The following is a 13,294-nucleotide window of genomic DNA, read 5'->3' as shown; positions in this document are numbered from 1 at the left end:
ATCACCGCCTGCGCCCAGGCGGCGCCAGCGGCGGCGATCATCACGGCAAGAACGGGAACGACGACTGGTTTCATGGCACACCCGATTGATCGGTGGCGATGAATCCAGTCTCAGCCTCCCGCCGGCCGGCGCGTGTAGGAGAGAGGCTCGCGCGAACTCAGACGAGAACGCGTTCGATCCCGCCCTCGTTCGCCTTCTTCACATAGGCCGGCAGCCAGTCCGCGCCGAGGATCTGGTTGGCCATCTCGACGACGATGTAGTCCGCCTCCAGCAGGCCGTTCTGCAGGTCGTTGCCGTAGCGGCTCAGGCCCTGCAGGCAGCTCGGGCAGGAGGTGAGGATCTTCAGGTTCTCGGCCGCCGCCACCTTGCCGCTGTCACGCAGCTCGGTCTCGACCTTGCGCAGTTCTTCCTCCTTGCGGAAGCGGATCTGCGTGGAGATGTCGGGCCGGGTCACGCCGAGCGTCCCGCTCTCGCCGCAGCAGCGATCGCTCTTGACGACGTTCTCGCCCACCAGCGCCTTCACCGTCTTCATCGGTTCCTGCTGCTTCAGCGGCGTGTGGCAGGGGTCGTGGTACAGATAGCTCTGCGTCGAACCCAGCGTGATGCCCTTCTCCAGCAGGTACTCGTGGATGTCCACGATGCGGCAGCCGGGGAAGATCTCCTCGAACTTGTAGCCCTGCAGCTGGTCATAACAGGTACCGCAGGAGACCACCACCGTCTTGATGTCCAGGTAGTTCAGCGTGTTGGCCACGCGGTGGAACAGCACCCGGTTGTCGGTGATGATCTTGTCGGCCTTGTCGAACTGGCCCGAGCCGCGCTGCGGATAGCCGCAGCACAGATACCCAGGCGGCAGCACCGTCTGCACACCCGCATGCCAGAGCATCGCCTGCGTGGCCAGGCCCACCTGGCTGAACAGGCGCTCCGAACCGCAGCCGGGGAAGTAGAAGACGGCCTCGGTGTCGGAGGTGGTCGTCTGCGGGTTGCGGATGATCGGGACGTAGTCCTTGTTCTCGATGTCCAGCAGGCCGCGGGCGGTCTTCTTCGGCAGGTTGCCCGGCAGCTTCTTGTTGATGAAGTGGATCACCTGCTCCTTGATCGGCGCGGTGCCCACCGTGGCCGGCGGCGCGTTCGTCTGCTTGCGCGCCAGCACCTTGAACAGATCGTGCGCCATGCGCTGGGCCTTGAAGCCCACGTCCACCATCGCCGTGCGGGCGAGCTTGATCGTCTCGGGGTTGGTCGCGTTGAGCATCAGCATCGCGGCGGCATTGCCCGGGCGGAAGCTCTTCTTGCCCATCTTGCGCAAGAGGTTGCGCATGTTCATCGTGACGTCGCCGAAGTCGATCTTCACCGGGCAGGGGCTGGCGCACTTGTGGCAGACGGTGCAGTGGTCCGCCACGTCCTCGAACTCCTCCCAGTGCTTGATCGACACGCCGCGGCGCGTCTGCTCCTCGTACAGGAAGGCCTCCACCAGCAGCGAGGTGGCGAGGATCTTGTTGCGCGGCGAGTAGAGCAGGCTGGCGCGCGGCACGTGCGTGGCGCAGACCGGCTTGCACTTGCCGCAGCGCAGGCAGTCCTTGATCGACTCGCTGATCGCGCCGATGTCGCTCTGCTGCATGATCAGCGACTCGTGGCCCATCAGGCCGAAGCTGGGCGTGTAGGCGTTGGTCAGGTCGGCATACGTGGTCTGGCCGCGGAGCAGCTTGCCCTTGTTGAAGCGACCTTCGGGGTCGATGCGCGCCTTGTAGTCGGCGAAGCCGCTCAGCTCGTCGTCGGTCAGGAACTCCAGCTTGGTGATGCCGATGCCATGCTCGCCGGAGATCACGCCGTCCAGCGAACGCGCCAGCTTCATGATGCGGGCCACGGCCTCGTGGGCCGTCTGCAGCATCTCGTAGTTGTCGGAGTTGACGGGGATGTTGGTGTGGACGTTGCCGTCGCCGGCGTGCATGTGCAGCGCCACCCAGGTGCGGCCGCGCAGGACGTCCTTGTGGATGCGCTTGAGCTCGTCGATCAGCGGCAGGAAGGCCGCGCCGTTGAACAGCGCCTGCAGCGGCTTGAGGATCTGCGTCTTCCAGGAGGCGCGCAGCGTGTGGTCCTGCAGCTCGGGGAAATGCTGCTCGATGCCGTCCAGCCAGCCCTGCCACTGCGCGCGGACCTCGGCCAGCAGGGTCAGGGCCTGCCCAACGCGGTCTTCCAGCAGCTCGGCGGTGGGGATCTCGTTGGCATCGTCGGTCTTGCCGAGGGGGATGTTGCCGCCCTCGAACAGCTGCTGCAGCGCGCCGACCAGTGCCAGCTTGTTGCGCAGGCTCAGCTCGATGTTGATGCGCTCGATACCCAGCGTGTACTCGCCCATCCGTGGCAGCGGAATGACCACGTCCTCGTTGACCTTGAAGGCGTTGGTGTGGCGGGAGATCGCCGCCGTGCGCTTGCGGTCGAGCCAGAACTTCTTGCGTGCGTCCGCGCTGATCGCGATGAAGCCCTCGCCGCTGCGGCCGTTGGCCAGGCGCACGACCTCGCTGGTGGCGCGGGCGACGGCGTCGGCATCGTCGCCGACGATGTCGCCGATCAGCACCATCTTGGGCAGGCCGCCGCGCTTGCTCTTCGTCGCGTAGCCCACCGCCTTCAGGTAGCGGTCGTCCAGGTGCTCCAGGCCCGCGAGGATGGCGCCGCCGGGGCGCTTCATCTCCTCGAACATGAAGTCCTTGATGTCCACGATGGACGGCACGCAGTCCTTCGGGTTGCCGAAGAACTCCAGGCAGACGGTGCGCACATGGGCCGGCATCTTGTGCACGATCCAGCGGCAGGAGGTGATCAGGCCGTCGCAGCCTTCCTTCTGGATGCCGGGCAGGCCGGCGAGGAACTTGTCGGTGACGTCCTTGCCCAGGCCTTCCTTGCGGAACACGCGGCCGGGGATGTCGAGCTGCTCGGTGCGCTCCAGCGTCTTGCCGGTCGCGTCGAAATACTTCAGCTCGAAGCTCGCGACCTCGACGTCATGGATCTTGCCGAGGTTGTGGTTCAGCCGCGTGACCTCGAGCCACTTGGCCTCGGGCGTCACCATGCGCCAGGAGGCGAGGTTGTCCAGCGCCGTGCCCCACAGCACGGCCTTCTTGCCGCCGGCGTTCATCGCCACGTTGCCGCCGACACAGGAGGCCTCGGCCGAGGTCGGGTCCACCGCGAAGACATAACCGTGAAGTTCAGCGAGGTCCGCGACCCGCTGGGTGACCACGCCCGCTTCGCTGAAGATCGTCGCCACCGGCTTCTCGACGCCGGGCAGCTGCACGAGCTCGACGCCCTGCAGCGCCTCCAGCTTCTCGGTGTTGATGACCGCGCTGTTCCACACCAGCGGCACCGCGCCGCCGGTGTAGCCGGTGCCGCCGCCGCGCGGGATGATGGTCAGGCCCAGCTCGATGCAGTCCTTGACCAACTGGGCCATCTCGGCCTCGGTGTCCGGCGTCAGCACGACGAAGGGGTACTCGACGCGCCAGTCGGTGGCGTCGGTGACGTGCGAGACGCGCGACAGCCCGTCGAACTTGATGTTGTCCTTGGCGGTGTGGCGGCCGAGCACGCGCTGGGCGCGCTTGCGCAGCTCGTAGACGTCGCTGAACATGCGGCCGAAGGCCGCCACCGCATTGCGCGCGGCGGCCAGCAGCTCGCCCACGTGGGCGTCGCGCTGCGGGTCGCTGTTCGGGTCGCGGCGGCGCTCGACCTCGGTCAGGCGATGGTTCAGCGCCTCGATCAGCTGGCCGCGGCGCTTGGGGTTGTCCAGCAAGTCGTCCTGCAGGTACGGATTGCGCTGCACCACCCAGATGTCGCCCAGCACCTCGTAGAGCATGCGGGCCGAGCGGCCGGTACGGCGTTCCTCGCGCAGCTTGTTCAGAAGTCCCCACGCGTGGGTTCCGAGCAGGCGAATGACGATCTCGCGATCGGAGAAGGAGGTGTAGTTGTACGGGATCTCGCGCAGGCGGGGCGCGGTGTTTCCGTGGGCGGCAGGATCGGCGCTAACGCCGGGCATCAGCGGATGCGGTGCATTCATGGCGGCCGGGCGCTCGGGGCACCCAGAGGAACGGCTAGGGACGGGGCGGCGGCAGTCTGCAGGCTTGTGGCCGGGCTGATACTGGACGTGCCCGGGCGCTGCCCCCGGTTGAGGGAGAGGCCTGGATTTCACGCCAGCTCGGCATCGTAACTCAGGGTTTAGACGGAGTGCCCCGCGCCCCGGGCAAGTCCCCACGCCAGGGCCGGGGCGCGCTGGCCACAATGACCGGCTTCACAACTGCCGACACTTCCATGCGCCTGCGCACCTGGTCCGTCCTCACCCTCGCCATCCTCGCCAGCGCCTGCTCGTCGCTGTCCAAATCCTGGCTGGAAGTCGATCGCATGCAGCGCGCCGACATGCTGACCTTCCCGGTGCGCATCGTCTCGGTGGACGGCCAGATCCTCTTCGGCGAGAACCACATCCGGCTGAACGTCGACCCCGGCCTGCGCTCTCTGGTGCTCGAGGCCGCACCTGCCGAACTCTCGAACGTCGTTGTGCAGAAGTCATACTCCTTTGCGGTCCAGCCGTGTACAAGCTACGTGCTGGGCGCCCGGCGCGCGAGCACCACGGCCCGCGACTGGGAGCTCGTGGTGGTCGACAAGACCGTGGACGCGAAATGCAATCCGGACGAGGAGCGCCGCAAGGCGGGCCTGATCTGAGGACAACAACGGAGACAAGCCGATGCAGACCCTTTCCACCAAGTTCGCCGCCGCCCTGCTGCTCACTCTCGGCGTTAGCACCGCCGCCCACGCCCAGACCGAGATCCAGTGGTGGCATTCGATGGGCGGGGCGCTGGGCGACTGGGTCAACGACCTGGCCCGTGACTTCAACGCCAGCCAGAAGGACTACAAGATCGTCCCGAGCTACAAGGGCAGCTACGACGAATCGATGACGGCGGCCATCGCCGCCTTCCGCGCCGGCAATGCGCCGCACATCCTGCAGGTCTTCGAGGTGGGCACCGCGACGATGATGGCCAGCAAGGGCGCCATCGTGCCGGTGGGCGAGGTGATGAAGAGCGGTGGTGCCAAGTTCGACCAGGCCGCCTACGTCCCGGCCGTGGCCGGCTACTACACGGCGCCCAACGGCCAGATGCTGAGCTTCCCCTTCAACAGCTCGACCACCGTCTTCCACTACAACAAGGACGCCTTCAAGGCCGCCGGCCTGGACCCGAACAAGCCGCCGTCCACCTGGCCCGAGGTGGCCCTGGCCGCGGCCAAGCTCAAGGCCAGCGGCCACAAGTGCCCGTTCACCACCTCGTGGGTGAGCTGGACGCAGCTGGAAAGCTTCTCGGCCTGGCACAACGTCGAGTACGCGACGAAGAACAACGGCTTCGGCGGCCTGGACACGCGGCTGGCCTTCGACACGCCGCTGCACCTGCGCCACATCGAGAACCTGGCGAACATGGCCAGGCAGGGCCTGTTCGTCTACAAGGGCCGCGGCAATGCGGCCGACGCCACCTTCGTCTCCGGCGAGTGCGCGATGATGACGGGCTCCTCGGGCCTGTACGCCAATATCAGGAAGAGCGCCAAGTTCGCCAACGGCATCGCCCCGCTCCCCTACTACCCGGACGTGGCCGGCGCCCCGCAGAACACCGTGATCGGCGGCGCGAGCCTCTGGGTGATGGCGGGCAAGAAGCCGGCCGAAACCAAGGGCATCGCGCAGTTCTTCGCCTACCTGTCGCGGCCCGAGGTGGCCTCCGAGAGCCACAAGCGCACCGGCTACCTGCCGGTCACCAAGGCCGCCTACGAGCTGACCGACAAGAGCGGCTTCTACAAGGAGAACCCCGGCACCGACGTGGCCGTGACCCAGATGATCCGCAAGACCACCGACAAGTCGCGCGGCGTGCGCCTGGGCAACTTCGTCCAGATCCGCACGATCATCGACGAGGAGTTCGAGGGCGTGTGGGCGGGCAAGAAGACGGCGAAGGAAGGCATCGCGGCGGCGATCGCGCGGGGGAACGAGCAGCTGGAGAGGTTCCAGAAGGCCAACTCGAAGTGAGTGCGCGGTGAGTGGTGCACAGAAGCGCGTCCAGATCCGCTCGCGCTGGTTGCCGTGGCTGCTGCTCGCGCCACAGCTGATCGTCATCGGCGTGTTCTTCTTCTGGCCGGCCGGCCAGGCGCTGCTGCAATCGATGCAGCAGCAGGATGCCTTCGGCACCTCCACCGAATGGGTCGGCCTGGCCAACTTCCGCCAGCTGTTCGCCGATCCGTCCTACCTCGATTCCTTCAAGACCACCGCCCTGTTCTCGGTGCTGGTCGCCGTCTTCGGCATCGCCCTCGCGCTGCTGCTGGCGGTGATGGCCGACCGGGTCGTGCGCGGCGCCTCGGTCTACAAGACGCTGCTGATCTGGCCCTACGCGGTGGCCCCGGCCATCGCCGGCGTGCTGTGGCTGTTCATGTTCGCGCCGGCCATCGGCGTGGTGGCCTGGCAGCTGGGCCACTGGGGCATCGCCTGGAACCCGCTGCTGGACAGCAGGGACGCGATGACGCTGATCGTCGCGGCCGCGATCTGGAAGCAGATCTCCTACAACTTCCTGTTCTTCCTGGCCGGCCTGCAGTCGATCCCGAAATCGCTGATCGAGGCCGCCGCGATCGACGGCGCACGGCCCTGGCGCCGCTTCTGGACCATCGTGTTCCCGCTGCTCTCGCCGACCAGCTTCTTCCTGCTGGTGATCAATATCGTCTACGCCTTCTTCGACACCTTCGGCATCGTCGACGCCGCCACCCACGGCGGCCCGGGCAAGGACACCGCGATCCTGGTCTACAAGGTCTACTACGACGGCTTCAAGGCGCTGGACCTGGGCGGCTCGGCGGCGCAGTCGGTCGTGCTGATGGGCATCGTGGTCGCACTGACGGTCGTGCAGTTCCGCTTCGTGGAGCGACGGGTGCAATATGGTTGAACGCCGCCCCGCCCTCACCGCCCTCTCGCACCTGGTACTGATCTTGAGTGTGCTGATCGTCGCGTTCCCGCTGTACATCGCCTTCGTCGCCTCCACGCACACGGCGCAGGAGGTCGTGCAGGCGCCGATGCCATTGCTGCCCGGCACGCACGGCATCGACAACTACAAGGCCGCGCTCTTCGGCAACGACACCGGCTCCGGCTCGCACGCCCCGGTGGCGCGGATGATGTGGGTCAGTCTCGTTTGCGCGTTAGGCATCGCGCTGGGCAAGATCGCGATCTCGCTGCTCTCGGCCTTCGCGATCGTCTACTTCCGCTTCCCGCTGAAGAACCTGGTGTTCTGGTCGATCTTCGTCACGCTGATGCTGCCGGTGGAGGTGCGCATCGGGCCGACCTACCAGGTGGTCTCGGACCTCGGCCTGCTCAATGGCTATGTGGGCCTCACCGTGCCGCTGATCGCCTCCGCCACCGCCACCTTCCTGTTCCGCCAGTTCTTCATGACGATGCCGGACGAACTGCTGGAAGCCGCCCGCATCGACGGCGCCAGCCCGATGCGCTTCTTCTTCGACATGCTGCTGCCGCTGTCGGCCACGTCGATCGCGGCGCTGTTCGTGATCCAGTTCATCTACGGCTGGAACCAGTACCTGTGGCCGCTGCTGGCCACGACGACCGAGGACATGTACCCGGTCGTCATCGGCATCAAGCGGATGATCTCCGGCGGCGAGGCCGCCAACGAATGGAACATCATCATGGCCACCGCGCTGCTGGCGATGCTGCCGCCGGCGCTGGTGGTCGTGCTGATGCAGCGCTGGTTCGTCAAGGGCCTCGTCGACGCAGAAAAGTAATGGCAAGCATCTCGATCAGAAACCTCGTCAAGCGCTACCCGCGCGCCACCGCCGACGCGATCCCGGACCTCAGCGCCGAGATCGCCGACGGCGAGTTCGTCGTCATCGTCGGCCCCTCGGGCTGCGGCAAGTCCACGCTGCTGCGCATGGTGGCCGGGCTGGAGGAGATCAGCGGCGGCGAGATCGCGATCGGGGCGCGCGTCGTCAACGAGGTGGAGCCCTCCGAGCGCAATATCGCGATGGTGTTCCAGAACTACGCGCTCTACCCGCACATGAGCGTGTTCGAGAACATGGCCTACGGCCTGAAGATCGCGAAGCTGCCGGCCGACGAGATCCGCGCCCGCGTGGACAAGGCCGCCGCCATCCTCGAGCTCGGCGGCCTGCTGCAGCGCCGGCCGCGCGAACTGTCCGGCGGCCAGCGCCAGCGCGTCGCCATGGGCCGGGCGATCGTGCGCAGCCCGCAGGTCTTCCTGTTCGACGAGCCGCTGTCCAACCTCGACGCCAAGCTGCGCGGCCAGACCCGGCTGGAGATCCGGAAGCTGCACCGCGAACTGGGCGTGACCGCGCTGTACGTGACCCACGACCAGGTGGAGGCGATGACACTGGCCCAGCGCATGATCGTGATGAACGCCGGCCGCATCGAGCAGATCGGCACGCCGGACGAGGTCTATGCGCGCCCGGCCAGCACCTTCGTCGCCGGCTTCATCGGCTCCCCGCCGATGAACCTGCTGAAACGCGACGGCGGGCGCCTGCTGGGCATCCGGCCGGAGCACATCGCCATCGCCGGCGAAGGGTGGCCGCTGAAGGTCGAGCTGGTGGAGATGCTGGGCGCCGAGCGGCTGGTGCACGGCCGGCTGGACGACGGCCAGGCGCTGACGGTGCGCATCGACGCCATGCTGGCGGCCCCGCAGGCCGGCGATGCGCTGAAGATCGCCGTCAGCGAGGCGCATCAGCACTGGTTCGATACCAGCACAGGCAAAAGGATCCTCGAACAATGAGCAAGACCTGGCCCCTGCCCTTCTGGATCGCACACCGCGGCGCCGGCAAGCTGGCGCCCGAGAACACGCTCGCAGCCTTCCGCGTTGGTGCTCAGCACGGCTACCGCGCCTTCGAGTGCGACGTGAAGCTGAGCCGCGACGGCCAGCCGTTCCTGCTGCACGACGACACGCTGAACCGCACCACCCGCGAGCGCGGCATCGCCGGCGAGCGCGCCTGGGCCGAGCTCTCGCGCATCGACGCCGGCGCCTGGCACAGCCGCGCCTTCGCCGGCGAGATGCTGCCGAGCCTGGAAGCCATCGCGCAGTTCTGCCTGGCCAACGGCCATGCACTGAACATCGAGATCAAGCCCACGACAGGCCGCGAGCTGGAGACCGGGCAGGTGGTCGGCCGTGAGGTGCTGAGGCTGTGGCCCGAACTGCCGGTCGTGTTCAGCTCCTTCAAGCCCGAGGCGCTGATCGGCGTGGCCGAGACCGCGCCCGAACTGCCTCGCGCGCTGTTGCTGGACGCGCTGAAGCCCGGCTGGCTGGATCAGGCCCGGGGCCTGGGCTGCGCGGGCATCGTCGCCAACTACACGCTGATGGACCGCGCCACCATCGACACGATCCACCTCGCCGGCATGAAGGCCGCGGTCTACACCGTCAACGACGAGGCCAGCGCGCAATGGCTGATCGGCAACGGCATCGACGGGATCATCACCGATGCGGTGGATCGTTTCTCGGCCGGCGCGGTTCCGAGTTCAGGCTGACACCCGCGCGTAGATGCAGGTATCGCGCAGCTCGCCCTGCGGCGTCAGCCCGTCGTGGCGCAGGATGCCTTCCAGCTCGAAGCCGCAGCGCTCGGCCACCGCCCGGCTGCGGACGTTGTTCGGATCCATGCGGATCTCGACGCGGCGGGCGCGCAAGGTCTCGAAGGCCATCCTGGTCATCGCAAGTACCGCCTCGGTGACATAACCCCTGCCCTGCGCGGAGCTGCGCAGCCAGTAGCCGATCTCGAAGCGCCGCACCTCCCAGTCCATGCGCAGCAGGCCGATGCCGCCGAGCAGGCGCCGGCCCTCAGGCGCGCGGTCGTAGATCTGGTAGCGCAGCGCCTCGCGCAGCACGAACTCGGCGATCTGGCGGCGCACGGTGGCCTCGGCCTGCTCGTAGTCGGGCAGCTGCTGGGCCCAGTGCAGCCAGGCCTTGAGCAGCTCGGCCGATTCGGCCGCGGCGGCGCTCAGCGCGGGCCCGACGCCGGGCCTGGGCACCGAGATCAGGAGCCGCTCGGTCTCGATCCGCTCCGGCACCTCGATCAGCAAGGGGTTCATGTCAGCTCAGCTCCGCCGTCAGGCCGCTGTGATCGGCCGCCGCCTCGACCTTGGGCAGCTCGCGCAACTGCCGGATCACCGGATGCCGCCAGGCCACCCAGGACAGCGCCAGCGCGCAGCCGCCGGCCATCATCAGCGAGGCGCGCAGGCTCACATGCTCGCCCAGCCAGCCGCCCATCAGCGCGCCGGGGCCGGCCGGGATCAGGATCAGCCAGCGCATCGTGCTGGTCATGCGACCCAGCATCGGCGCCGGCGTGACCGACTGGCGCAGCGACAGGAAGTTGATGAAGATCAGCACCGCGCCGCACCCGAAACAGAACAGCATGAAGGCGAAGGCGGCCACGCCCAGCGCGTTGGCCGGCATCAGCGGCAGCAGGCTCCAGCCGAGGCCGGTGACGAAGATGCCCGACACCAGGCAGGGCCCGGGCCCGAGCCGGCGGCTGATGCGGTGGCCGAAGATGCTGGCCAGCACCGTGCCGGCGCCCAGCGCCACGTAGCAGAGGCCCACCGTCTGGCCCGACAGGCCCAGCGTGCGCGTGGCGTACAGGATCTGCACGACCTGGGCCGCGTTGTTGCAGAACTGCCAGCCGCCCACGGCCGAGGCCAGGCTCAACAGCACGCGGCGCCGCCAGACGAAGTTCAGGCCGGCCTTCAGGTCGCGCCAGAACTCGGCCCCGCTGGTCTTGTGCAGCACCTCGTTGACACGGATGCCGCGCAGGATCATGGCCGAGGTGAGCACCAGCAAGCCGTCCACCGCCAGCGCCAGCGGCGCGCCGAGCAGCTTGATCAAGAGGCCGGCGATGCCGGGGCCGGCCACGTCCGCGCCGGAGGAAGCCAGCGCGTTCTTGGCATGCGCCTCGACCAGCCGGTCGCGCTCGACCACCTGGGTCAGCACGATCTGTGCGGCGCTGCCGGCGGTGGTGTTGACCATGCCCAGCACGAAGCCGACGACGTAGAGCCAGTTCATGCCCAGCCAGCCCATCCAGGCGGCCAGCGGCACGGTGAGCACCGCGCAGGCCAGCAGGGTCTCGCCGAGGACGTAGACCGGCAGCTTGCGCACCCGGTCGAGCCAGACGCCCGAGGGCAGCGAGAACAGCACGAAGGGCGCGATCTCGACGGCCGTCAGCAGGCCCATCTGCGTGGGGCTGGCATGCAGCAGCACGGCCGCCGTCAGCGGCAGCGCCAGCATGGTGATCTGCCCGCCGAGCGAGCTGATCAGGATCGAGGTCCAGAGGCGGCGGTAGATGGCGTCGCGCAGCAGGTCGCCGGGGGGCAGGCGGACGGCATTCAATACGGCATCAAACCAGCTCAGCGGCCGGGTCGTCAGCATGGGGAACTCCGGGAAACAACAGGCACTCAGGCACAGAGTCTGGCGAGTGCGGGACCAGGCTGCGCAGCGCGCGCAGACACTCAACGCGAACGGCGAGGCGCGGGGCGTCGAGTGCGGTCGAGGAGCTTGGTCATGGTCCGGCGATCTTAGCGTCTCGAAGCTCAGAAGCCAACCGCGGCGCCATCGCGGCGCGGGTCGCTGGCGGCCACATAACCCGCATCCTCACCGGCGTCGTCATCGAGCTTCCAGATGAACTGGCCGGCACCGAAGTCCTGGTAGCTGTCGTGGATGTCGCCGATCTGGTGGCCCAGCGCGGCGAGGCCGGCGATCGTGGCCGGGTCCATATGGGGCTCGACGTTGATCGACAGCCCGTCGTTGAAGCGCCAGCGCGGCGCATCGCAGGCGGCCTGCGGATGCTGGCGGTGGTCCAGCATGCGCACCAGCGTCTGCAGATGGCCCTGGGGCTGCATATTGCCGCCCATCACGCCGAAGCTCATCTGCGGCCGGCCGTCCTTCGTGAGGAAGGCCGGGATGATCGTGTGGAAGGGCTTCTTGCCCGGCGCCACCACATTGGCATGGCCGGGCTCCAGCGTGAAGCCGTGGCCGCGGTTCTGCATCGAGACACCCCACTCCGGCACCACGACGCCGGAGCCGAAGCCCATGTAGTTGCTCTGGATGAAGCTGACCATCATGCCGCGCTCGTCGGCGGCGGTGAGGTAGATCGTGCCGCCCTTGACCGGGTTGCCGGCCTTGAAATCCTGGGCCTTGCTGCGGTCGATCAGGCGGGCGCGGGCGGCGAGGTAGGCCGGGTCCAGCAACTCGTCGACGCTCACCTTCATCGACCCGGGTGCGCTCACGTAACGGTAGACGTCGGCGAAGGCGAGCTTCATCGCCTCGATCTGCAGGTGCGTGTGCTCGACGCCGTCGACCGGCAGCGCGGCCAGGTCCAGGTGGCGGCAGATGCCCAGCGCGATCAGCGCGGCGATGCCCTGGCCGTTGGGCGGGATCTCGTGCAGTTCGTGGCCGGCGTAGGCCTGGGAGATCGGTGTCACCCATTCCGGCCGGTAGGCGGCGAGGTCGGCCTCGCTCATCGCGCCACCGTGGGCGCGCGAGTGCGCAGCGATGGCGGCGGCGATCTCGCCGCGGTAGAAGGCTTCGCCCTTCGTCTCGGCGATCAGCCGCAGGCTGCGGGCGGCGCCGGGGAAGCGGAACAGCTCGCCGACCCGTGGCGCGCGGCCGCGCGGCAGGAAGGCTTCGGCGAAGCCGGGCTGCGTCGTCAGTTCCGGCAGCGCCGCCGCCAGCGCCCACTTGCCCTGCACGATCACCGGCACCGCATAGCCGCGCTCGGCGATCTCGATGGCCGGCTGCATCAGGTCGGCGAAGGGCAGCTTGCCGAAGCGCTCGCTCAAGGCGGCCCAGGCGCCCACGGCACCGGGTACGGTGGCCGAATCCCAGCCGCGCTTCGGCACGGCGCCGTCGAAGCGCTCCGGCGTCCAGGCCATCGGCGCGGGGCCCGATGCATTCAGGCCGTGCAGCCGCTGGCCATCCCAGAGGATGCAGAAGGCGTCCGAGCCGAGGCCGTTGCTGCAGGGTTCCAGCAGCGTCATGCAGGCCGCCGTGGCGATGGCGGCGTCCACGGCATTGCCACCCGCCGCCAGCATACGCAGCCCCGCCTGCGCGGCCTGCGGGTGCGAGGTGGAGACGACGTTGCGGGCAAACAGCGGGCTGCGCTGGCTGGGGTAGTGCTGGGTCCAGTCGAAGGTATGGGTCATGGCGAGCTGATTGTGAGCGATCGAAGTGCAGCTGTAAGGATTTGCAAACGTCGGCGGGGCGGTCAACGCGCCTTGTGAAGCGCTCGTTGAGCCACTACAACTTCCCCACCCCTGGAG

General features: G+C 68.0%; 10 protein-coding genes. 6 read left to right on the top strand and 4 right to left on the bottom strand.

Annotated elements, in window-relative coordinates; translation table 11 throughout:
• Positions 1-157: 157 nt before the first annotated feature.
• Entirely contained in the window at positions 158-4,030 is a 3,873-nt protein-coding gene (locus tag B0W88_RS23425; RefSeq protein ID WP_077037036.1) for an FAD/FMN-binding oxidoreductase, read from the bottom strand.
• 251 nt (positions 4,031-4,281) lie between these two features.
• Here B0W88_RS23425 and B0W88_RS23420 point away from each other — a divergent pair, with 251 nt between their 5' ends.
• Genes B0W88_RS23420 through ugpQ form a run of 6 tightly spaced genes read left to right on the top strand, consistent with a single transcriptional unit; the run spans position 4,282 to position 9,517 of the window.
• Complete coding sequence (locus B0W88_RS23420; RefSeq protein ID WP_077037035.1) at positions 4,282-4,689, top strand: hypothetical protein; 408 nt, start codon at positions 4,282-4,284, stop codon at positions 4,687-4,689.
• Positions 4,690-4,711: 22 nt separating this feature from the next.
• Complete coding sequence (gene ugpB / locus B0W88_RS23415; protein WP_077037034.1) at positions 4,712-6,028, top strand: sn-glycerol-3-phosphate ABC transporter substrate-binding protein UgpB; 1,317 nt, start codon at positions 4,712-4,714, stop codon at positions 6,026-6,028.
• A 7-nt stretch (positions 6,029-6,035) separates the two neighbouring features.
• A complete protein-coding gene (gene ugpA, locus B0W88_RS23410) occupies positions 6,036-6,929 on the top strand; it encodes a sn-glycerol-3-phosphate ABC transporter permease UgpA (protein ID WP_077037033.1) in 894 nt (297 codons plus the stop codon).
• Positions 6,922-7,773 (top strand): sn-glycerol-3-phosphate ABC transporter permease UgpE, encoded by an 852-nt coding sequence (ugpE, locus tag B0W88_RS23405; RefSeq protein WP_077037032.1) that lies wholly within the window; start codon positions 6,922-6,924, stop codon positions 7,771-7,773. The genes ugpA and ugpE overlap by 8 nt, the downstream gene beginning before the upstream one ends.
• A complete protein-coding gene (gene ugpC, locus B0W88_RS23400; RefSeq protein ID WP_077037031.1) occupies positions 7,773-8,771 on the top strand; it encodes a sn-glycerol-3-phosphate ABC transporter ATP-binding protein UgpC in 999 nt (332 codons plus the stop codon). The genes ugpE and ugpC overlap by 1 nt, the downstream gene beginning before the upstream one ends.
• On the top strand, positions 8,768-9,517 hold the full coding sequence (gene ugpQ, locus B0W88_RS23395; RefSeq protein WP_077037030.1) for a glycerophosphodiester phosphodiesterase: 750 nt from the start codon (positions 8,768-8,770) through the stop codon (positions 9,515-9,517). The genes ugpC and ugpQ overlap by 4 nt, the downstream gene beginning before the upstream one ends.
• On the opposite strand, the gene B0W88_RS23390 is transcribed toward ugpQ, so the two are convergent.
• From B0W88_RS23390 to B0W88_RS23380, 3 genes are all read right to left on the bottom strand, one after another.
• Positions 9,509-10,075 (bottom strand): GNAT family N-acetyltransferase, encoded by a 567-nt coding sequence (locus B0W88_RS23390; protein ID WP_077037029.1) that lies wholly within the window; start codon positions 10,073-10,075, stop codon positions 9,509-9,511. The genes ugpQ and B0W88_RS23390 overlap by 9 nt on opposite strands.
• Before the next feature lies 1 nt (position 10,076).
• Positions 10,077-11,405, bottom strand: coding sequence for an MFS transporter (locus tag B0W88_RS23385; protein WP_077037028.1), 1,329 nt, complete (start codon positions 11,403-11,405; stop codon positions 10,077-10,079).
• A 161-nt stretch (positions 11,406-11,566) separates the two neighbouring features.
• On the bottom strand, positions 11,567-13,177 hold the full coding sequence (locus B0W88_RS23380) for a gamma-glutamyltransferase family protein (protein WP_077037027.1): 1,611 nt from the start codon (positions 13,175-13,177) through the stop codon (positions 11,567-11,569).
• Positions 13,178-13,294: the final 117 nt, after the last annotated feature.

It is taken from the genome of Pelomonas sp. KK5 (genome assembly GCF_001984095.1).
In the GTDB taxonomy this organism is placed as follows: Bacteria; Pseudomonadota; Gammaproteobacteria; order Burkholderiales; family Burkholderiaceae_C; genus KK5.
Note: the sequence above shows the minus strand (reverse complement) of the source record. Positions and strands in the feature narration are given on the sequence as shown.